The sequence below is a fragment of the Rhizobium indigoferae genome, assembly GCF_034554815.1.
Classification (GTDB): Bacteria; Pseudomonadota; Alphaproteobacteria; order Rhizobiales; family Rhizobiaceae; genus Rhizobium; species Rhizobium leguminosarum.
Window position 1 is genome coordinate 2,169,877 of the sequence record NZ_CP140635.1, and the last position, 22,043, is coordinate 2,191,919.

A 22,043-nucleotide genomic window follows, 5' to 3' on the forward strand; every position below is an offset into this window, starting at 1 on the left:
TATCCGGTCACTTTCCGCTGCTGTCGTGCCGCGCGGCAGCGGCGTTCTGCGGCACGATTGACCGCGCGCGTTTGCCCTTGAAATAGGCCTGCACCCACGGATCGTCATAGGCCAGCATGTCGTCGATCGTGCCTTCCACCATTACTCGCTTCTTTCCGAGCACGGCAATACGGTCGCAGACCGAAAACAGGCTGTCGAGGTCGTGCGTGACCATATACACGGTCAATCCCAGACTATCGCGCAGGTTGGCGATCAGTTCGTCGAATTCGGCCGCGCCGATCGGGTCGAGGCCGGAGGTCGGCTCGTCCAGGAAGACGAGTTCCGGATCGAGTGACAGCGCGCGCGCAAGGGCTGCGCGCTTGATCATGCCGCCGGACAGTTCGGATGGGTATTTGTCGGCGGCATCGGCTGCAAGCCCGACCATACGGATCTTCAGATGCGCCAGCTCGTCCATCAGCGAAGTCGGCAGGTCGAGATATTCGCGCATCGGAACCTGGATGTTTTCCTTGACCGTCAGCGACGAGAACAGCGCCCCCTGCTGGAACAGCACGCCGAGCCGCATGTCGAGCGCGTTGCGCTGCGGCTCGTCGAGTTCGTCGAAATCCTGGCCAAGGATCTTGATCGTGCCGGAGCGGCGCGGTAACAGCCGGAGCACGGTGCGCATCAGCACCGATTTGCCTGTGCCGGACGCCCCGACGAAGCCCAGGATCTCGCCGCGGTAGATATTGAGGTTCAGATTGTCGAGCACGACCTTGGAGCCGAAGCCGACGGTGACGTCGCGCGCCGACAGCACAATGTCCCTTTCGTCCTTGTCTTCCGTATCGATCGGTTTCTCGTCCACGCGGTCCGCCATCCTAGAAATCGATCGCTGCATAGAACATCGCAAAAAGCCCGTCCATCAGGATGACGACGAAAATCGCCTTCACCACCGCGGCCGTCACATGCTGGCCGAGCGATTCCGCGCTGCCACCAACCTTCAACCCCTCGACGGCGGCGACGATGCCGATGACCAGCGCCATGAACGGCGCCTTGATCATGCCTGAAAGCACCGTCGACAGTGTCACCGCCTCATGCAGGCGCGATAGGAAATTGGCGAAGGTGATGCCGGAATAGCCCCAGGCGACGGCGGCAGCACCCCCGAGCGAGGCGAAATTTGCGAGCACCGTCAAGAGCGGCAGCGCGATGGTCAGCGCCACCAGCCGCGGGAAAATCAGCACGCCGATCGGGTTCAGCCCCATCACCTTCAGCGCGTCGATCTCCTCGCGCATCTTCATCGAGCCGATTTCGGCGGTGATGGCGCTGCCCGAACGGCCGGCGATCATGATCGACGTCAGAAGCACGCCGATTTCGCGCAATTGCAGGATGCCGACGAGATCGACGACGAAAACCTCAGCGCCGAAATAGCGCAGCTGGAAGGCGCCCTGCTGGGCGATGATGGCCCCGATCAGGAAAGACATCAGCAAGATGATCGGAACGGCGCGAACGCCCATATGGTCGATCTGGTTGACGATGGAGGCTGGCGAAACGCCGCTGCCGCGGCCGAACTTCATCTGCGCGCCGCGCACCGCCGAGCCGAGGATATACATGGAGGCGGCGAAATTGTCCCAGAGGTCGTAGGTCATCTTGCCGATCGGCGCGAAGATGCGCGCGGCAAGCGATACTTTTTCCGTCTGCTCCGGCTCGGGCTTGGCCGGCTCCTCGGAAAACATCTCCAGCATTTCGTCGATATGCGGGTTGGTGCCTTCGAAGCGAACCGTACTCCCGCCAGCCTCTTCTTGTTTCTTCAGCCGGCACAGCAGCCAGATGCCGGCTGTGTCGATCTCCGCAATGTCCGAGAGGTCTACCGTCAGGTCGCCGGTCTTCTTCTGCAGGAGCTTTTCGAAATCGCGCAGCACCAGATGGATGTAGGCGCTGCGCCAATTTCCCTGAAGACGCACACGCTGTCCCGAGCCATCAGCCTGGTCGTCCACTTGCAGTGAGGCGGCGTTGCGATTCTCGGCGTTCAAGATACTTGTGTCTTTCAAGGCTTACAGCGACATTGCGCGAATCGCGAAGCAGATCGTTCGCCCGGCGCGTCAATATACAGAAGCACCGTGCAATTTCCATGCTTGCAGGAGAGCAATAATGCCGCGCACCCTCGATATCCAGACGAATTCCTTTCCGATTGACGGGACCTTCACCATCTCGCGCGGGGCAAAGACCGAAGCCGAGGTCATCACCTGCACGCTTGTCGAAGAGGGAGCGCACGGGCTCGGCGAATGCGTGCCCTATCGCCGCTACGGCGAGACGATGGAGAGCGTTTTCGCCCAAATCGAGGCGGCTCGACCGCTGATCGAGGCCGGCATCTCGCGCAGCGACCTGCTGTCGGCCATGCCGCCGGGTGCGGCCCGCAACGCCGTCGATTGCGCCCTCTGGGACCTCGAGGCGAAGCAGACAGGAGACAGCGTCGCCGCCCGCCTCGGCCTTTCCGCTCCGCAGCCGCTCACCACCGCATACACCATCTCGCTCGGCGAACCGGAGGTGATGGCCGCCCAGGCGCGCGAGCATGCCGGCCGCGCCCTGCTCAAGGTCAAGGTCGGCACCGGCGACGATGAAAGCCGCATCCGTGCCGTCCGCGCCGCCGCGCCCGATGCCGAAATCATCCTCGACGCCAATGAAGGCTGGCCGGAAGCGGTGTTGGAACGTCACCTCAATATCGCGGCGCAAGCGGGTGTGGCCCTCGTCGAGCAGCCGCTGCCGGCCGGCCGCGATGGGCTCCTCGCCGAAATCCGCCGCCCGCTCCTCGTCTGCGCCGACGAGAGCGTCCACCACACCGGCGATCTCGCAAGCCTTGCCGACCGCTACGACGCGATCAACATCAAGCTCGACAAGACGGGCGGCCTGACGGAGGCGCTGACGATGAAGGCCGAGGCCGAACGGCTTGGATTCAGCATCATGATTGGCTGCATGGTCGGCACCTCGCTTGCCATGGCGCCCGCCGTTCTGCTTGCTCAGAATGCCGATTTTGTCGATCTCGACGGTCCGCTGCTGCTTGCCCGCGACCGCGAACCCGGTCTTCGTTACGCCGCTTCCCTGGTCTTTCCGCCCGAAACCACCCTCTGGGGCTGAAGATAATAGGCTGAGATGACGAGGCCGAGGCCGGAGAACGCGACCACGGCCATGACGTAATAGCTGACGACGCCGAGCCAGGCATAGAGATAACCCGACGCCAGGGTCATCAGCGCCATCGCCATGCCGACATAGAAGAAATAGGCGCCCTGCGCCGAGGATTCCTGCGTTTCCTGCACGGTCGCCACGATCCGCCGCTGCACGCCGGTATGCACGAAGGCGTAGGTAAAGCCATGGAAACATTGCAGCAGGAAGAAACCGGCAAAGCCTGTATTCATCGGAAACAGGATCCAGCGGCAGACGCTGATGGCGCAGCCGAAGCGGATCAGCGTCCAGGCATCGAAGCGACGGTTGAGACGCTTCGACAGGAAGAACACAGTCACTTCCGAAGCGACGCCGGCGCTCCAGAGCAGGCCGACCTGCGTGCCGGAGAAGCCGAGATGATGCCAGTAGATCGAGGAAAAGGCGTTCAGCACCGCATGGCTCGACTGCTGGATGGCGACGCCGATCAGAAGCAGCAGAAGGTGCGGCTCGCGCAGACCGCTGCCGGTGGCTGCCGGAATGTCGATCGGCTGGCCGCGCCGTCGCGTCGGTCCGATGCGCGGACAGAAGATCGCCATGACAACGGTCATGATAAAGCCGAAGACCATGACCGGCAGCACCATTTCGCCGCCCCACCGGCTTATCAACTGGCCACCGACCAGCGTCGAGACGATGAATGCAATCGAGCCCCACACGCGCATCGATCCGTAATCGAGCCCCCAGCGGCGCACGCCCGAGATGACGATCGATTCAACGACGGGCACATAGGGCGCGAAAGTGGCGCCCTGCAGCGCATAGACGATCGTCACGGGCCAGAAGGTCGTCGTCCAGAAAAGCGCGATCGCCGTCAGCAGCGATAGGCAACCCGACCAAAGCAGCACGTCGGCGCGCTCCTTCAATCGATCGGCGATCATGGCGACGACAGGCGCCACCAACACGCGAACCACCATCGGTATGGCAAGGATGATGCCGATCTCGTGGTCGCTGAAGCTGTGGGTTGCGAGCCACACGGGAAAAAACGGCAGGACGATGCCGTTGACGAGCAGCGGCGCGCAATAGGAAAGCGCGCTAAGCAGCCGGAAGCGCGGCGGCGCTCCCTCACCCGTCGGGGAATTTTGAGCGGGAATCATGGGTGGACCTGAAGGAAACTGGACGTTGTCCTAACACACCACCCTGGAGGCGACTATTACGAGAAATAGCCGTTCTGAAACGTTTTAGAAAATAAATAGGGCCTGTCGCCTAACGGTAACGGCTAAATTCGAGGGAGCGCAGGCGCGGATGCGCCGGCGCCAAAATCAGGCGGCCTGAGGAGCCAGTTCTGCGTCTTCCCGCTCGATGGCGGCAAGTGCTGTCACACTGCTGGCGAGCGCCCGCCAGGTGATCAGTTCGAACGTGCCGTCCTCGTGCTCGGCGACCGCCGTGCAACTTTCCACCCAATCACCTGTGTTGATGTAACGGATACCGTCCATATCCTGGATGATGGCATGATGGATATGTCCGCAGATCACCCCATCGGCGCCATTTTTGCGGGCTTCCTCTGCCACGACGCGCTCGAATTCACCGATGAAATTGACGGCATGCTTGACCTGCAGCTTCGCCCAGGCCGAGAACGACCAGTAGGGCATGCCAAGGCGACGGCGCACCGCCGCCAGGATGATATTGATGCGGATCGCCGTGTCATAGGCCCAGTCGCCGAGATAGGCGAGCAGTCGTGCATTGCGGACGACGACGTCGAACTCGTCGCCGTGCAGGATCAGGTACTTTCTGCCGTCTGCGCCGTCATGCATCATGCGCTCGACGACTTCGATGCCGCCAAAATGCATGCCCGGGAAGGCCCGCAGGAATTCGTCGTGATTGCCGGGAATATAGACGACGCGCGTGCCCTTGCGCGCCTTGCGCAACAGCTTCTGGACGACGTCGTTGCAGACCTGCGGCCAGTACCAGCTGCGCTTGAGACGCCAGCCGTCGACGATGTCGCCGACGAGCACGATCGTATCGGCCTCGTGGTGGCGCAGGAAATCCAGCAGGAAGTCGGCCTTCGCGGCCTTCGAGCCGAGATGGACATCGGAAATGAAGAGCGTGCGGAAATGTCTGGGTTCCATCATGTCTTTCACGAGCTGCCGCTCATGTCCCATCTTTCATCTAGCCTTCCAAAAACAGACTCGTGTTTCAGGAAGATGACAAGACCGGGAAAAGCGCTGCAAACCCGATCATTCCGCGCGGGCAGGATGCCTGTCGCCACGCGGGCAGGATGCCCGTCGCCGCCAGGCCTACCGGCCATGTTGCCCTGCGCATTCAGGGCGTTCATGATGGCGGCGATTCATATCCGACAATGCGGGATGGCTGATGCGTCTTTTTCTCGTTCGCCACGGCGAATCCCTCGGCAACATCAACGAACAGGCCTACCGCCAATTCGGCGATCACAACGTGCCGCTGACGCAGTGGGGCCATCGGCAGGCACTCGAGGCAGGCGGCGTGATCGCCTCCTATCTCAACGCATTGCCGAGCGCGGGTTTCGGCAAGCTGCAGATCTGGTACTCGCCCTTTCTGAGGACGCGGCAGAGCAAGGATGCGCTGCTCGAAGCCCTGCCGGAAAGCTTTGTCGGCGACATCAGGGAAGATTATCTGCTACGCGAGCAGGATTTCGGTCTCTTCACCGAAATCTATGACCACGCCGAACAGAAGCAGAAGTTTCCCGAGGAGTTCGAAAAATGGGCGAGGCTGCGCAGCAACAGCGGCAAGTTCTACGCACGACCGCCGGATGGCGAAAGCCGGGCGGATGTGGCCCAGCGGGTGCGCCTGTTCCTGCAGACCGTTATGCACGATGCCGAAAATAGCGACCACAACGTTGTGATCGTCGGTCATGGCGTCACCAACCGGGCGGTCGAAATGAATTTCCTGCACCGCCCCGTCGAGTGGTTCGAGCGCTCCGACAATCCTGGAAACGCCGATATCACGCTGATCGAGGGGACGCGCTCGCAAGGATACGAGTCGATCCTGCTGCATCAGGCCGCCGACCGGCAACCGGGACAGGAAGGCGAACTGCGCGACGCCTATGGCGCCGACGTGACGCTTACGCCGAAGCCCGGCGGTTAGCGACGCCTTGCAGAGCGCCGCTACAGGACCAGTGGCGGGTCACGCTCACCAAATTGCCAGCGCCGTATTCGGCCCAATCGTCACGCGCAGCGAACATCAATGCGTCATGTGGCCTTGCCCCGAAACTAGAGCCCCTTGATGGCGAGGACGTTGGCCACAAACCGACTCTATCATGAGGATCGCCTCAATGCATTGGAGCGACATCACCGCGCGGTTGCGGCTCGCCTTGGGCAGGTCCGCCGCGCGTTAAGCAAACGCGCGGCGGAGGCTCCAACGCCTTGATTCCACGCCAGTCCCGTCAGGCAGCTCGCACCGCCGCCATCGGTTTCACGTTCTGATTCATCCGGAACAGATTGTTCGGATCGTAACGCCGCTTGATTTCGGCAAGGCGACCGTAGTTGGCGCCGTAAGCGCTTTCGACCCGATCGACCTCGTCCTCCGGCATGAAGTTGATGTAGGCGGTGCCGACCGAATGCGGCTTGGTTGCCTCGAAGAGCTCCCGCGCCCAACCGATACAGCTTCCATCCATCCCGGCTTCCCGCCAGCGCGCATGCACATTCATGACGAAATGCGAGCTTCGTTGCGGAAATGCGGTCGCCTCGGTGGGTACGCGGCCAGCGGCACCACCGACATGGCCGATGAAGATCTCGCACTCCGGTCCGGGCAGCTTGCGCACGGCGTTGAGCAGGACGTCGATCGCCGCATCCGAGAGAGAGGCGAAATCCTGGCTCTTCCAATAATTGCGCGCACCGGGCGTGAGCAGCGGGTCGAATGCCTGTTGCCAGCCGGTGAACGGCACTGGGCCGACGACGTCGGCAATCGGATTTCCGATCGCGCGCAATCTGGCCGTTGCCTTTTCGCCCGCCGCAATGTCTCCGCAATAGCACATGGCCAGCACCACGATCTCCTTGCCGTGCCATTCGGCCGGAAGGAACGGCAGCGGCGGCGCCTGACGCATCACCACCCAACAGGTCAGTTCGTCAGGGGCCGCCTCCAGCGCCTGCCGGTACTCCTTGAGCACCTTTTCAGCATCGGCGAAGGGATGCACGACGAGCCCAGCGAGAACCTCTGTGTTGAGTGGGTTGAGCTGGAATTCGAAAGAAGTCACGACGCCGAAATTGCCGCCGCCGCCACGCAGCGCCCAGAAGAGATCCGGCATTTCTTTTTCGCTCGCCTTGACCAGCTCGCCATCGGCCGTCACCACATCAACCGAAAGCAGATTATCGAGCGTCAGCCCGAATTTGCGGGTCAGCCAGCCGAAACCGCCGCCGAGTGTCAGGCCGGCGATGCCGGTCGTGGAGTTGATGCCGGTCGGCAGCACCAGCCCGAAGGCCAGCGTTTCCTTGTCGACGTCGGCGAGTGTCGCGCCCGGCTCGATCCTGGCGCGCTTGGTCTGTGGATCGACCCGCACCGATTTCATCGCCGACAGATCGATGACGATACCGCCCTCGCAGACAGCATTGCCGGCGATGCCGTGGCCGCCGCCACGCACCGAAAGGAGCAGATTATTGTCGCGTGCAAACCGCACCGCCCGCACCACATCGGCAGCACCGGCGCAGCGCGCGATAAGCCCGGGCCGGCGGTCGATCATCGCATTCCAGATCGTCCGCGCTTCGTTGTAATCCATGTCCTTACTGGTCAGGAGACTGCCGCGAAATCCGGCGGCAAAAGCATCGATGGCCACGTCATTGACCATCGTCTGCCCCCTTTGCAGGGTCGTGAGGTTCAAATTGTCCATGATTTCCTCCATGCGACCGGCGCCCCGCACCGTCGCGGCCGGCATCCTGCGCCTGTTGAGGTCGTCAAACAAGTTTTCCAAAAGGATTAGCCATTGGCATCAGGGACGAATGGTCGTCCCGCGGGCCCCCCGCCCATCTCACGAAAACTTCTCCCATCCCTCATTTCCATACTGTCGCCCGTATCCGATTGATGTATGGAGGGAACTCCCCAAAAGACGTGCACGGAGGCGGCGATGGATCACCCGGAAAAATCGAAGACGGAAAAGAATCTGACGAGCGGCGATCTCGACGAACAGGCGCTTTTCTTCCACCGCTATCCCCGCCCCGGCAAGCTGGAGATCCAGGCGACAAAGCCGCTCGGCAACCAGCGCGACCTGGCGCTTGCCTATTCGCCCGGCGTTGCCGCCCCTTGCCTTGCCATCCGCGACAATCCCGAAATGGCGGCCGAATATACCTCGCGCGCCAATCTCGTAGCCGTCATCTCCAACGGCACCGCCGTGCTTGGCCTCGGCAATATCGGCCCGCTTGCCTCCAAGCCTGTTATGGAGGGCAAGGCGGTGCTCTTCAAGAAATTCGCCGGCATCGACGTCTTCGATATCGAGATCGACGCGGCAGGCGTCGACCAGATGGTTTCGACCATCGCCTCGCTGGAGCCGACCTTCGGCGGCATCAACCTCGAGGACATCAAGGCGCCGGAGTGTTTCGAGGTCGAGCGGCGCCTGCGCGAGAAGATGAAGATCCCCGTTTTCCACGACGATCAGCACGGTACGGCGATCATCGTCGCCGCCGCGATCCTGAACGGGCTGGAACTCGCCGGTAAGAACATCGCCGACATCAAGATCGTCGCCTCCGGTGCCGGTGCCGCCGCCCTTGCCTGCCTCAACCTGCTTGTCATTCTCGGGGCAAAACGCGAAAACATCTGGGTTCACGATCTCGAAGGCCTCGTCTATGAGGGCCGCATCGAGCTGATGGACGAATGGAAATCCATCTATGCCCAGAAGAGCGAGACGCGTACGCTGGCCGAAAATATCGGCGGCGCCGACGTCTTCCTCGGCCTGTCGGCGGCCGGCGTGCTGAAGCCGGAACTATTGGCGCAGATGGCCGACAAGCCGTTGATCATGGCGCTTGCCAATCCGACGCCGGAGATCATGCCGGATCTCGCCCGTGCTGCCCGACCCGATGCGATGATCTGCACCGGCCGCTCGGATTTCGCCAACCAGGTCAACAACGTCCTCTGCTTCCCTTATATCTTCCGCGGCGCGCTCGATTGCGGCGCCGAGACGATCAATGAAGAAATGAAGATGGCGGCCGTGCGCGCCATCGCAGCCCTTGCCCGCGAAGAGCCGTCGGATGTCGCCGCCCGCGCCTATTCCGGCGAGACCCCGGTTTTCGGCCCCGATTATCTGATCCCCTCGCCCTTCGATCCGCGCCTGATCCTGCGCATCGCGCCTGCGGTCGCCAAGGCCGCCGAACAGAGCGGCGTCGCGCGCCGCCCGATCCAGGATTTCGACGCCTATCTCGACCAGCTGAACCGCTTCGTTTTCCGCTCCGGCTTCGTCATGAAGCCGATCTTCACCGCCGCCAAGGCGGCAGAGCGCAAGCGCGTCATCTTCTCCGAAGGCGAGGACGAACGCGTACTGCGCGCCGCCCAGGTGCTGCTCGAGGAAGGCCTTGCCGAACCGATCCTGATCGGCCGCCCGCAAGTCATCGAGACACGCCTGAAGCGCTACGGCCTGCGCATCCGGCCGCTGCAGGATTTCGAGGTCATCAACCCGGAAGACGATCCGCGCTTCCGCGAATATGTCGATCTCTATTTCTCCCTCGTCGGCCGCCGCGGCGTCATCCCGGAAGCTGCCCGCACGATCGTACGCACCAACACCACCGTCATCGGCGCACTGGCGCTGCGGCGCGGTGAGGCCGATGCGCTGATCTGCGGCCTCGAAGGCCGCTACGAGAAGCACCTGCGCGACGTCCGCCTGATCATCGGCAAGCGCAAGGATGTCCGCGATTTCTCAGCCCTCAGCCTGATGATCTCGCAGCGCGGCGCCACTTTCTTCACCGACACCTACGTCACCTTTAATCCGAACGCCGAAGAGATCGCCGAGGCGACGGTGCTCGCGGCCGAGGAAATCCGCCGTTTCGGCATCACGCCGCGCGCCGCTCTGGTCTCGCATTCCAATTTCGGTTCGCGTGAATCCGAAAGCGCCACGAAGATGCGCAATGCGCTGCAGCTCGTGCGCGAAGCCGCACCCGACCTCGAGGTCGACGGTGAGATGCACGGCGAAAGCGCCATCACTGAAGCGTTGCGCAAGCGCGTCATGCCGGACACGACGCTGCACGACGAGGCGAACCTCCTGGTATTCCCGAACCTCGATGCCGCCAACATCACGCTCGGTGTGGTGAAGTCGATGACGGACGGCCTGCATGTCGGCCCGATCCTGCTCGGCACCGCCCTGCCCGCCCATATCCTCGCCCCCTCGGTCACCTCCCGCGGCGTCGTCAACATGGCGGCACTCGCCGTCGTCGAGGCATCGCAACCGGCCTGAGCCGGCTCAGACTGCTGACAAAGTCGGCCACCCTTTCGTCATGCTCGGGCTTGTCCCGAGCATCTGCAGCCGGTTGATATGCAGCAGATATCAGGCCGGGGCCTGGGATAAAATCCTCTGGTGCGAGCGGCCCTTGAAGCCGCTCCGATACATGTCCTGATGCCATATCAGGCACCTCGTAACGACAGACGCCCTTTATCCGCAAGCGCATCCGCGCGCTCGTTGCCGGCAATGCCGGAATGGCCCTTGCACCAGGCAATGGTCACCAGACCATTCTGGGATAGTTGAAGATCGACCGCTTTCCACAATTCCGCATTGGCGATCGTTCGGCTTCGGGCATTCCCGTTCGGATTGCTTTTCTTCCAGCCGTTGTTCTTCCAGATATGTCGCCGGCTGTTGCAGCCTTTGACGGCATAGACGGAATCGGACCAGATAGTCGCGGGCTCGCCGCTTGCTCCGCTGTTGATCCAGATTGCCGCCCTGAGGACGGCGGTCAATTCCATCGAATTATTGGCGGAATCCTCGACGCCACCGAAGCCGGAGGCGATTTCTGCGGCATCACGATAGGCGACAAATGCCCAGCCCCCGTGCCCGGAACCGGGTTCATGACAACCGTCCACGAAGACGTGGAGGCCGTGTTGGGCTTCGGGTATCCCGACTGTCGCAGCAGGGGAGCGAAGTTCGTTGGAAATACCTGACATTTTCGCCGTCCTTCTCGCCTTCGCCGTGCCCACCGCAAGACCGCTGCGGCTTGCGGCGACCTGCCCCCATATCCCACGTCTTGATCACCTCCCGCGGCGGCGTCAACATCGAAGCACTGGCCATCATCGAGGCGTGGCAAGTGCGGTATCATAAAGAATGCACCGTCTGTAAACCTACCCGGCGCCAAGCGGCATTGCAGCGACCGGAATTCTCCCCATCCCTCGTTGGGGGGTAGTGGCGGAGGTAGCTATGAAAGCTGATCTGGCGAGCGAGAAGAAGAATCGAGTCCCGGAAAACTGAAAGAAGAAAGTCCCGCTTTTGGCGGCACAACAAATTCCCCCCAACAGATGGGTCGCCCGCATTTGCTGGATAAGATCGCGAAAATGCGCTAGGATTTTCTCCAAGCTTATTAAGAGAAACACGTTAAGAGACAACGCGCGGTGATCGAGGCCGCAATCGACCGATCGATTCTTTGCTCATTCCGGGACGACGCCGTGAAACGCCGAAACCTGTCTCTTGCCCTTCTCCTTGCCTTTGCGGCGCCTGCCGCCGCGCAAAACAGCGCCGTCTGTGAGGACCTGCACGGTCGCCTTGCCGACTTGCCGCGATCGATCGGCAATGGCAACGGCCCGGAAGCCCGCCAATATTCCAGCGCCATGGCCGAGCAGAACCTCGAGCTGCGCAAGGTTCGCAACGAGCTGCGCAGCAATGGCTGCACCTCGGGCAGCATGGTGGTGATCGGCGGCGAGAATGACGATTATTGCGCCGAACTTTCGCAGTCCGAAGCGCGCATGATCGACAATATCCACTATCTCCAGGACCGCCGCAACGAACTGGCCGACCAGAACGGCGCTGATGACGACGCGCGCCGCGAACTGGTCGCGGCTCTCGACCGCAATGGCTGCAACAGCGAAAACTTCTATGCCCCGAGCGATCGCAGCGCCGCCGACCCCGCGCCAAGCGTCGAGGAACAGGCGCTACGCACCGATACCTTCATTCCGCTCGGCGGCGGCGAAGAGGTCGATCCGCGTTACGGCCTGCCCCGGGCCGAGATGCTCTCGCCGGTCAGCACCATGTGCGTGCGCAGCTGCGACGGCGGCTTCTTCCCGATCAGCTCGAACGCCACGTCGGTCGATTTCGGCCGCGATGCTCAGACCTGCGCCAAGATGTGCCCGGGCATCGAGACCGAACTGTTCTATCGTGACGTGACGAGCACCGAAGCCTCGAACATGATCTCGGTCGCGACGGGCACGCCCTACAGCGCCATGAAAAATGCCTTTGCCTACAAGAACCGCACGCCCGGGGAAAAATCCTCCTGCGCCTGCAATCTCACAGCCTATTATGAGGAGATGCGCGGCAAGCAGGCGGTAAGCGAACCGCCGCAGCAGGGCTCGATCACCACCATCCGCACCAATCCCCCGGCGAAGGATGCCGCAGCCGCCGCGCCGCAACCATCCGTTCCCGAGCGCCCCTACGATCCCACGCAGAACCGCGTCCGTCAGGTCGGCCCGCAGTTTCTTGCCGGCGATCAGGGCTCGATCGACCTCGCCAATCCGGCAACGCCGGGCCCGCAGCCACAACAGCAGCAGTGATTGAACAGCTTACGGTGCGGTGGCGGAGCCATAGCGGCGTTGTGCAAGGGCGCATGAGATGACGGCGATGTCAGCTGAACGTGCGGCGGGATGTGAATGCGGGTCGCTTGAGCATGGTCAGTAGGTCGTACGACCGCCGCTCAGGTCGAACGTCGATGCGGTCGTGAAGGAGTTCTCTTCGGAGAGCAGCCAGACGACCATCGAAGCGATTTCACCAAGTTCAACAAAACGGTCGCGCGGAATGCGGACGCGCATATATTCGATAAACTCGGATGTCAGCCCGTCCAATATAGGTGTCTTTGCTGTGGTTGGCGTTACCGCGTTCACGGCGATTCCTGTCTTTGCGAGTTCCTTGCCAAGAGACTTGGTGAAGCCCAGCACACCAGCTTTCGCTGCGCTGTAGGCGGCGATGTTCGGATTTCCTTCCTTGCCCGCAACCGAAGAGATGTTCACAATCCGCCCGTAGTCGCGCTTTAACATGACCGGAACGACGTGCCGGCAACAATTGAAGGTTCCCGTGAGGCAGACATCGACGACGTCTTTCCATTCACCGAAATCGTATTCGATCGTGGGCTTTACCGGACCGGTAATCCCGGCGGAATTGACGAGGCCGTCGATACGGCCAAAAATCTCCTCGGTCGCCGCCGCCGCATTTTTCACTGATACGGGATCTGCGACGTTGACGCCGAAAGCGACCGTGCCAGATCCGAGAGCGGAAGCGCTGTCCTTCGCCATGTTTTCGTTCAGGTCCCAGATGGCCACCTTGCCACCGGACTGGATGACGCGCTCTGCGATAGCGTAGCCGATGCCGCGCGCACCGCCTGTGATCACGATGATCCGTTCCTTCAAGTCGATCATGTTCATTGGGCCGTTATCCTCCGAGTGAGCCACCGATAGCCGAATATCTATTGGAAATTCCGGGATTTCGCCTTCAGCGTATCGATATGAAGGTCAGGAATTTATCCCGAGTCTGAAACTATGCCGAGCCCATTCCCTAAAGCCCGAGATTTCCGGTAATCAAGGATTAAAAGCTCGGCATAATTTGAACGCTTTGGAAGACCGGGTATGCCCGAAGCGGAAATCTTTGTCTGCATCCGTTACTCCGAAAGGCATTCTGCAGCCCCCTTGTGTATAGACATTGGCGCACGCTATTAGCGAACGAACAGTAGGAGATGCTATGAACAGCAATCTTAAAGAGCTATCGTTTCAACAGGTTGATGTTTTTTCCTCGGAGCGAATGGGTGGAAATCCACTTGCGGTGGTAGTGGATGCGGACGATCTTGATACATCAACGATGGCCAGGTTTGCCAACTGGACCAATCTAAGCGAGACGACCTTCCTCCTAAAGCCGACGGTCCCGGATGCTGATTATCGCGTCAGAATTTTCACGCCGCATCAGGAGCTGCCCTTTGCCGGACACCCGACTTTGGGTAGCTGCCACGCATGGCTGACCTTGGGCGGAAAGCCAAAGCAGCCAGTTGTCATCCAGGAATGTCAGGCGGGTTTGATCGGGATCAGAAGAGACGGCGATATCCTCTCATTTCTGGCTCCAGATTTGATCAAGACTGGACATATCGATAACGATCTAATGAAACGAGTTATGAGCGGTCTAAGTCTGTCACCTGAGATGATAGTCGATGCGAGTTGGGTAGACAACGGTCCCGGTTGGATGGCCTTGCTCCTGAAAAGCAGAGACGATGTCCTACGTGTCCGTCCGAACTACCAGAGTATTTCCGGACTAAGGGTAGGCCTGATTGCACCATGTTTGGGGGACGTCGATGGTGTGGATTTCGAGGTCCGCGCCTTCACCGCCGCTGGTTACGAAGACCCAGTCACTGGTAGCCTAAATGCGGGTTTGGCAAAATGGCTCATTTCCGCAAATCTCGCGCCGCCTTCATACATCGCTGCGCAAGGGACGGTCTTGGGCAGGTCAGGGCGGGTACATGTCCGGCTCGAATCTGAAGATATTTGGGTTGGCGGCAATGTCGTTACCTGCATAAACGGAAAAGCTATCCTCTAAGACAGTCATCGACCTGAGGCCGATGACTGCAATTGGCGCTTTTCTGCCTACTGAAAGTTCCTCGATAATTGGTGGGGTCGGCATGGACGTCGCGGCCCTCACCGCGATGTCCCTAGCTCCGGCAGGGATCAGAGTTTGTCTAAAAACGCCAATAGATTGTCGCCAGCCCTGAACCGGCCAGGCGATTGTCCATTATACGGATCGATCTTGGCGAGAGCGGCCTCCTTGATCCTGCTCTCATTGATCCTTTCACTTGGCAGCGCTTCGCGGTATAATTAGAGCGGGCTAAAATAGAAAATGGGACGGCCGTCAAAACAGAAAACCTTCCGTCTTTGGGCCGGGGATCAACCATGGGGGTCGAAAATGCTTAGCGGCTTTAGCAGGGCCTGCGCGCTAATCCTTTTGTCAGGGAACTTCGCTTTCGCCCAATCGGATCAGATAGAGCCAAACGCTGGAATGTGGAAGACGTGGGTAATCACGTCGGGCAAAGACTTCCGAGTCCCGCCCCCACCGGATACTTCCGCAACCGAGTTGGAGCAGGTCCGCGAACTTGTCGCAAAGAACGATGCGCAGGTCGCCGCCAAGATCACATTCTGGGACGCCGGTTCGCCCGGCTATCGATGGATCGACCTGGTCAACAACCGTCTTCTCGCAAACCAGACGATCCCCAATGCGCATCGCGTCTACACCTATTTGACGATGGCGGTCTACGACGCCACCATCGCGGCTTGGGAGTCGAAATACTTCTACAATCGCCCCCGCCCGAGCGAGGTGGATACGACACTGCCGACCGCGCTGCCTACGCCTCGGAGTCCCGCTTATCCATCCGAACACGCCGCCGCCGCCGCCGCCGCCGCGACCGTTCTTGCCTATTTCTTTCCCGACGAGGCGTCGTCGTTCCAGGCGATGGCCGAAGAAGCCGCACAGTCGCGTGTCCTTGCCGGTGTCCAGTTCCCAAGCGATTCATCCGCCGGCCTGGAACTGGGGCGACGCGTGGCAGAGCAAGTGATTGCGCGGGCAAAGGCCGACGGCTCCGATGCCGTCTGGACCGGCACTGTGCCGACCGGGCCGTGCATGTGGGTCGGAGACAAACCCGCCAATGCAACCATGCCAAACTGGAAGCCGATCCTGCTCGAGACAGCCGATGAATTCAGGCCACCGACTCCGCCCGACTGCAAGTCTGCGGCCGTGAAGGCCGAGACGGATGCAGTCCGCCAGTTTGAGCGAAAATTCCCCAACAGCTACAAGGCGTTCTACTGGCAAAGTCCATCCGGCCTGTTCACCGACTGGTATGACTATGCCAGCAAGTGGATGTTCGAGGACAAGACGGATTCGAACCCGCCGCGCGCCGCACGGGCTTACGCGATGCTCGCAACGGTCTATTACGACGCCTACATCGCAAGCAACGACGGGAAATACGCTTATTGGTACCTGCGGCCCAACATGCTTGACCCGAGCATCACTCCCCTGTTCGCAGTGCCGGCCCATCCCAGTTATCCGTCGAATCACTCCACGTTGTCGACTGCCCGATGCGAGGTGCTTGCCTATCTGTTCCCCGACCAGGCGGAGTTCATCCGAACGGTCGGCAAGGAAGCGGGCGATTCCCGCATCTGGGCCGGCATCCACTATGAAATGGACAACCGGGCCGGTGCCGCACTTGGCAAAGCAGTCGCCGGGAAATTCATCGAGCGGGCAAAAAAAGACGGGGCAGACTAGCGGAAGGGCCGCTAGCGCCTTTCTCCTGAAATGTCGCAATCCTAAGCGAGGGGTTCTCGGTGGAACGTTCCGTTCACTCAGCAGCCGACGTGCGAGGCAGCAACGTTTCTCAAACGATGCGGATGCGGCGCGTCACCTGGCCATTGCTTTCCCAGTATGTGTGCTTTTTGGCGATCAAGGGATCGTCCATCGCCGGTTGAATTTGCCCTGCGGTACTGATCGCGCGCGAGGTCACCGTGTGTTCTCCAGGCGAGGGATTTGGCCAATCCAGTGACCAAATCTTCCAGGCGTATTCGGCCTCCTCGCTGTGATCGATGACTGCCGGCATCCAGGGCCCTTGATCAATTTTCAGTTCGACCCGGTCGATCGGTGCACCCCAGGCTGCGCCGACGACCCGGTGACCCGAGTCGTTGCGCGTGACCTTGGCGGGCGCGGATTTCAGCAAGGCCCGGCCGACCGAGGTCTCGGCCCGCACGGTCTCGCCGTTGTGCTCTTCTTCCCGGATGGTGACATAGTCGCGGCCCATCAGCAGGCTCATGAAGCGGGTGTCGCGAACCTCGATGCCCTTCAGCCACTTGACGTTGGCGATCCCGTACCAGCCCGGAGTTATCAGCCGCAGCGGGAAACCGTTGGGGGCAGGCAGGGTCGCCCCGTTCATTTCGTAGCAGAGCAGATTGTCGGGGTTCATCGTGTCTGCGAGCGACATGCTGCGAGCGAAGTTCTGTTGCATCTTGATGTCGCGAATCGTGACCTCGCCTTTGTCGGTGCCGAAGAAGACGACCTCTAGGTGTTCAGTCCCCATCCATCATGGAAGACGAGTTCCTCGAGCGGCAGCCGCTGCCGCCAGCCTTTGACGGACAGTTCCGGCTCGTCATAGAGCCGGTCGACGAAACCGGCACAGAGCCAGGCGACCACCTCGATATGCTGGGGTATGCCGAGAATGCTCTTCAGGTCGCCTTCATGAAAGATGCTGACCCAGCCGATCCCGACCCCTTCCGCCCGCGCCGCAAGCCAGAGATTCTGGATGGCGCAGACTGTGGAATAGCTATCCATCCTGGGATTGTGCGTGCGCCCCAGCACGACGCTGCCGCTGCGGGTAGGATCGCAGGTCACGCATATGCCGAGCGGCGCCTCGACAATGCCTTCGAGCTTGAGCGAGCGGTAGGCCTGCCGTCGTTCACCTTCGAACATCAGCGCCGCCTCCTCGTTGGCCCTCCCAAAAGCATCCCGGACGCGCGCCCGCACGGTTGCGCTTTTCACCAGAATGAAATTCCACGGCTGCATAAAGCCGACGGAGGGTGCATGATGGGCAGCCGTCAGCAGCCGCTGCACAAGGTCATCCGGCAAGGGATCGGGCAGGAACTGGCTGCGAACGTCGCGCCGCGTCATGATCGCATGATAGACGGCCTCGCGTTCGGCCAAGGAAAAACCGGACGCCGCTGAAAGGGCATCCTCATCAAAGGGTCGCATCGTCAAATCCCCAACAACGCAACCGCCCCGCCGTCCGCGCGGATCGGTCTATCTAGCCAGGCCGGTCTTCTGACTCGGCGTCATCCGTCTGCCGCAGCCTTCCCGGCGAGAAGCCAGTGGCGTGATGAAGCGGCAAGCGTCGGCCTTACAGCGTTGGGCACGTTCCGGCTTTGCACCGGATTCCCGATTCTCCCGCCTGGACGGCGGGCACCTGACGGCGCATCTATTTCAGGAAAGCGCGGCGGCGGCAAGCCGGCCCTCATACCGCAGACACGTTGCATGCGACATCGACTTCATGGACAGAGGCGCATCGCTGCCTTAGAAACAAACCGATCCTGACCGACGCCCATGGCGCCGCACTTTTTCTCTTTGCACTTTGGTTGCCCGTGCCCCGCCTCACGCCCATGATCCTTGCGGTCGCCCTGTTCATGGAACAGATGGATTCGACCGTGATCGCCACCAGCCTACCGGCGATCGCAGCTGATATCGGCACCTCGCCGATCGCGCTGAAGCTCGCCGTCACCAGCTATCTCGTGGCGCTGGCGATCTTCATCCCGATCAGCGGCTGGATGTCCGATCGTTTCGGCGCACGCAACATCTTCCGCATGGCGATCTTCGTTTTCATGATCGGCTCGATCGCCTGCGCCTTTTCCAATTCGATCACGGCCTTCGTCATCTCACGCCTGATCCAGGGCGCCGGCGGCTCGATGATGACGCCGGTCAGCCGCCTGCTGCTGGTCCGGGGAACGCCGCGTCACGAACTCGTCGATGCCATGGCCTGGCTTACAATTCCAGCTTTGATCGGTCCGATCATGGGTCCGCCGATCGGCGGCTTCCTCACCACCTACCTCACCTGGCACTGGATCTTCTGGATCAACGTCCCGATCGGCGTGCTCGGCATCATCCTCGTCACCCGTTTCCTGCCGGCGGTCGAGCCGCGCACTCTGCGGCCGATGGACTTCCCCGGCTTCTTCCTTTGCGGCCTAGGCTTCTCCGGCTTCGTCTTCGGCCTGTCGGTGATCAGCCTGCCGGCCGTGCCCGTTATCTACGGTTATGTCACGGTTGCGATCGGCATCCTTGCCGGCCTCCTCTACCTCCTGCATGCCCGCCGCGTGCCCTATCCGCTTCTCGATCCGAAGATGTTCCGCTACCCGATGTTTCGGGCGGCGATCCTCGGCGCCTCGAATTTCCGCATGGGACTTGGCGCCCTGCCTTTCCTGATGCCGCTGATGCTCCAGCTCGGCTTCGGCTTGACGCCGCTGCAATCGGGCTCGGTCACCTTCGTCAGCGCGCTCGGCTCCATGGGTTCGAAATTCGCCGCCTCGCGCACCTTCAACGCCTTCGGCTTCCGCACGGTGATCTCGCTCACCACCTTGCTGGCGGCGATCTTCCTCGGCATCAACGGCCTTTTCACCGCCGAAACGCCACTGTTCCTGATCATGGCCTGCCTGCTGATCGGCGGCCTGTTCCGCTCCATGGCTTTCTCGGGCGTCAACGCCATGGCCTTCGGCGATGTCGATGATGCCGACAGCAGCCAGGCAACCGCAATCAATGCCGTTGCCCAGCGTATCTCCATGGCGATGGGTGTGGCGATCGCCGGCGGCATCCTCGAAATTTCCAGCAGCTTCCACGACGGCAGGCTGCTGGTCTCGGATTTCCACATCGCCTTCTTCAGCGTCTCGGCGATTTCGGCGCTGGCCTGCATCACCTTCCTGCGCCTGCCCCAAGATGCCGGCGCTGAACTGACGGCGCGCGGCCGCAAGCGCCGGCACGCCGAACCCGAAGAGGCCGTGGCTGAAAATAGCTGATCTCCCTGACGCCACGGAAGCATTCCTGCGCCCACCGGTTCGCAAGGCTCGGCGCAGGGGGAGGCAAGGCGAATGGCGCGCGTGTGCCCCGCATGCCTTTCTACTTTATGATTTATTCACACATCAAATACACACTGCGTTTGCGCGTTTTGGGTTGCTATCTGGACATGGGCATGAGCGCTCGTGATGCGACCGTCAGCGTCGATGCCCGTATTGATACGCCAGTCGGGAACATGTCCGACTGAGCCGCAATTCTAGGCCGCCGCGGAATGTTCCAATTTTTGAAAACGATGCCTCTGACAGCCAAGCTGGCGGCGATTATCGTTGCCGTAAACCTCTGCGGCATTTCCGCTTTCGCCACCTATACCTGGATGTACGAAACCCGGGCGTTGATCGATGGCGCCAAGGCGAACTGGTCCAAGGATGCGGAGCAGTTTGCATCTCTGGCCGCCGGCGGCGTGAAATGGGGGAAGGCGAACGCCGTTCGCGAGGCTTATTCGCTCTACCGCGACGACCCCTCGCTCGATCTTGTACAGTTTGCCGCATTCAACGCGGAACCGGCATCAGTCGATACGTGGACACGCGACGGCATCAACGGTTTGCCTGCACCCGCCGATCTGGCGAAGCGTCTCAGCGCGAAACCGGAAAAGACGACTGTCGATGATAGCGGAACATCCGCCGGCGTGGTCACGATCATCGCGCCGCTTCCGCTGGATAAGGCAGGCAAGGCCACCGGCTACATCGTCACGAACTGGTCTGTCGAAAAAATCGCTTCCGAAGTCAGGCAGAAAGTTCTCATTTCGTTGCTCACGCAGTCCGCGATCACCGCCATGGCCGTCGTTGCCTTCCTTCTCGCCATGCGCAGCCTGGTCGGCCGGCCCATCAGGGTGATCAGCGAACGAATTAGCGCGTTGCAGAAAGGCGATCTGGTCTCTCCCGTCACCTACAGGGAAAATGGCGACGAGATCGGCTTTCTGGCGCGAGCATTGGAAGTTTTCCGTCACGAGGCGATTGCGAAGGTCGAGAGAGAGCAAGCCGCTGCCGAGCAGAGTGCTTCGCTCGACGCCGAACGGGCGCGCAACGCATTGTTGACCGACGAGGCCAGCAACACGCAACGGCTGGTCATGAACGCTCTCGCAAATGCATTGGAAGGCCTTGCCGCCGGCGACTTCTCGATACACCTGGCCGATGTCGGTCCCGAATTCGATAAATTGCGGCAGGATTTCAACAACATGGTCGATGCGGTCGCGGCCGCTCTGACAGAGATCAAGACCGCTTCCGTGGCGGTTGAAACCGGCTCGAGCGAGCTGGCGACCTCCGCAGATCAACTCGCCAGGCGGACCGAGCAACAGGCAGCAGCATTGGAACAGACCGCCGCCGCACTGGATGAGGTGACCACGACGGTCAGAACATCGTCGCAACGGGCTGAAAATGCCGGGCAGTTGGTCGAGGAGACAAAGCGGAGCGCCCATGTCTCGGCGACGGTGGTGCGTGATGCGATCGGGGCGATGGACCGGATTCAAACCTCGTCGAGCCAGATCGGCCGCATTATTGGCGTCATCGACGAAATCGCCTTCCAGACGAACCTGCTTGCGCTGAACGCCGGCGTCGAGGCGGCGCGCGCCGGCGAAGCCGGCAAGGGTTTTGCGGTTGTCGCGCAGGAAGTGCGTGAGCTCGCCCAGCGGTCTGCAAATGCAGCCAAGGAAATCAAGAACCTGATCAATGTGTCGGGCGACGAAGTTGCTGCGGGCGTCGGGCTGGTGAACCAGACCGGCGATGCCCTCCTGAAGATTGAGGAGCAGATCAACCGCATCAGCGACAGCATCGCTTCCATCGTCCAATCCTATCGCGAACAGGCGACGGGCCTGCAGGAAATCAACAGCGCGATCAACCAGATGGATCAGACGACACAGCAGAACGCGGCAATGGTCGAGGAAACCAACGCAGCCTGCCACGAACTGCTGTCGCAAGGACGCCTGCTGCAGGACTCGGCCGGCAGGTTCATCGTCGGCGCGTCTGCGGCAAGCCAGCCCAAAGCCGTTCAACCCACCCGCCAATCTCGTCCCGAGCCGAGAGCCTTCGTGCAGCGGCATGCAGGAAATGCCGCCGTTGCCGCTGCTCCCGGGGCCTGGGAGGAGTTCTGACGTCGTCTTCGCCCGATAAGCCTTAGTTCTCAACAACCTATAATCAGGAAGGAAACAGTT

Annotated in this window: 16 protein-coding genes, 1 pseudogene and 1 riboswitch; of the genes and pseudogenes, 8 read left to right on the top strand and 9 right to left on the bottom strand. The window is 61.1% G+C overall.

Going from position 1 to position 22,043, the window contains the following annotated elements:
• Positions 1-7 precede the first annotated feature (7 nt).
• Both U5G49_RS11075 and U5G49_RS11080 read right to left on the bottom strand, forming a co-directional pair.
• Positions 8-853 carry an ABC transporter ATP-binding protein gene (locus tag U5G49_RS11075; protein WP_003559847.1) on the bottom strand — a complete coding sequence of 282 codons (846 nt, stop codon included), beginning with the start codon at positions 851-853 and terminating at the stop codon, positions 8-10.
• Between the two features lies 1 nt (position 854).
• Positions 855-2,024, bottom strand: coding sequence for an ABC transporter permease (locus U5G49_RS11080; protein WP_193442432.1), 1,170 nt, complete (start codon positions 2,022-2,024; stop codon positions 855-857).
• 100 nt (positions 2,025-2,124) lie between these two features.
• On the opposite strand from U5G49_RS11080, the gene dgcA reads away from it, so the two are divergent.
• On the top strand, positions 2,125-3,108 hold the full coding sequence (gene dgcA, locus U5G49_RS11085; RefSeq protein WP_193442434.1) for an N-acetyl-D-Glu racemase DgcA: 984 nt from the start codon (positions 2,125-2,127) through the stop codon (positions 3,106-3,108).
• Here the strand turns inward: dgcA and U5G49_RS11090 are convergent.
• Complete coding sequence (locus U5G49_RS11090; protein WP_193442436.1) at positions 3,060-4,280, bottom strand: MFS transporter; 1,221 nt, start codon at positions 4,278-4,280, stop codon at positions 3,060-3,062. The two genes, dgcA and U5G49_RS11090, sit on opposite strands and share 49 nt — an antisense overlap.
• Positions 4,281-4,445: 165 nt before the next feature.
• Positions 4,446-5,285, bottom strand: a complete 840-nt coding sequence (locus U5G49_RS11095; RefSeq protein ID WP_193442438.1) for a UDP-2,3-diacylglucosamine diphosphatase — start codon at positions 5,283-5,285, stop codon at positions 4,446-4,448.
• 211 nt (positions 5,286-5,496) lie between these two features.
• Between U5G49_RS11095 and U5G49_RS11100 the strand changes: the two genes are divergently transcribed.
• Positions 5,497-6,246, top strand: coding sequence for a histidine phosphatase family protein (locus U5G49_RS11100; protein WP_193442440.1), 750 nt, complete (start codon positions 5,497-5,499; stop codon positions 6,244-6,246).
• 298 nt (positions 6,247-6,544) lie between these two features.
• Here U5G49_RS11100 and U5G49_RS11105 read toward each other — a convergent pair whose 3' ends face one another.
• Positions 6,545-7,984 (bottom strand): FAD-binding oxidoreductase, encoded by a 1,440-nt coding sequence (locus U5G49_RS11105; protein WP_193442443.1) that lies wholly within the window; start codon positions 7,982-7,984, stop codon positions 6,545-6,547.
• A gap of 234 nt (positions 7,985-8,218) precedes the next feature.
• On the opposite strand from U5G49_RS11105, the gene U5G49_RS11110 reads away from it, so the two are divergent.
• Positions 8,219-10,531, top strand: coding sequence for an NADP-dependent malic enzyme (locus U5G49_RS11110; RefSeq protein ID WP_130652509.1), 2,313 nt, complete (start codon positions 8,219-8,221; stop codon positions 10,529-10,531).
• Between the two features lie 167 nt (positions 10,532-10,698).
• Here the strand turns inward: U5G49_RS11110 and U5G49_RS11115 are convergent, their stop codons facing one another.
• Positions 10,699-11,232, bottom strand: coding sequence for a ribonuclease H family protein (locus tag U5G49_RS11115; protein ID WP_193442445.1), 534 nt, complete (start codon positions 11,230-11,232; stop codon positions 10,699-10,701).
• Between the two features lie 495 nt (positions 11,233-11,727).
• Between U5G49_RS11115 and U5G49_RS11120 the strand changes: the two genes are divergently transcribed.
• On the top strand, positions 11,728-12,825 hold the full coding sequence (locus U5G49_RS11120; protein ID WP_047621324.1) for a DUF2865 domain-containing protein: 1,098 nt from the start codon (positions 11,728-11,730) through the stop codon (positions 12,823-12,825).
• Between the two features lie 117 nt (positions 12,826-12,942).
• On the opposite strand, the gene U5G49_RS11125 is transcribed toward U5G49_RS11120, so the two are convergent.
• A complete protein-coding gene (locus tag U5G49_RS11125) occupies positions 12,943-13,689 on the bottom strand; it encodes an SDR family NAD(P)-dependent oxidoreductase (protein WP_193442447.1) in 747 nt (248 codons plus the stop codon).
• Positions 13,690-14,002: 313 nt separating this feature from the next.
• On the opposite strand from U5G49_RS11125, the gene U5G49_RS11130 reads away from it, so the two are divergent.
• Together U5G49_RS11130 and U5G49_RS11135 are read left to right on the top strand one after the other, a co-directional pair.
• On the top strand, positions 14,003-14,845 hold the full coding sequence (locus tag U5G49_RS11130; RefSeq protein WP_193442450.1) for a PhzF family phenazine biosynthesis protein: 843 nt from the start codon (positions 14,003-14,005) through the stop codon (positions 14,843-14,845).
• Between the two features lie 531 nt (positions 14,846-15,376).
• The gene (locus U5G49_RS11135) at positions 15,377-16,561 is read left to right on the top strand and encodes a phosphatase PAP2 family protein (RefSeq protein WP_018242252.1); all 1,185 of its coding nucleotides are present in this window, start codon (positions 15,377-15,379) and stop codon (positions 16,559-16,561) included.
• 109 nt (positions 16,562-16,670) lie between these two features.
• Here the strand turns inward: U5G49_RS11135 and U5G49_RS11140 are convergent.
• Both U5G49_RS11140 and bluB read right to left on the bottom strand, forming a co-directional pair.
• A pseudogene (locus tag U5G49_RS11140) lies at positions 16,671-17,348 on the bottom strand (molybdopterin-dependent oxidoreductase); the annotation flags it as partial.
• Positions 17,345-18,031, bottom strand: coding sequence for a 5,6-dimethylbenzimidazole synthase (gene bluB / locus U5G49_RS11145; protein WP_193442452.1), 687 nt, complete (start codon positions 18,029-18,031; stop codon positions 17,345-17,347). The pseudogene U5G49_RS11140 and the gene bluB, both read right to left, overlap by 4 nt.
• 42 nt (positions 18,032-18,073) lie before the next feature.
• A riboswitch (cobalamin riboswitch) is annotated at positions 18,074-18,261 on the bottom strand.
• 174 nt (positions 18,262-18,435) lie between these two features.
• On the opposite strand from bluB, the gene U5G49_RS11150 reads away from it, so the two are divergent.
• Positions 18,436-19,839: an MFS transporter gene (locus U5G49_RS11150; RefSeq protein WP_018242255.1), complete on the top strand. Its 1,404-nt coding sequence runs from the start codon at positions 18,436-18,438 to the stop codon at positions 19,837-19,839.
• 269 nt (positions 19,840-20,108) lie between these two features.
• Positions 20,109-21,983 (top strand): HAMP domain-containing methyl-accepting chemotaxis protein, encoded by a 1,875-nt coding sequence (locus U5G49_RS11155; RefSeq protein ID WP_193442454.1) that lies wholly within the window; start codon positions 20,109-20,111, stop codon positions 21,981-21,983.
• The last annotated feature ends 60 nt before the right edge of the window (positions 21,984-22,043 follow it).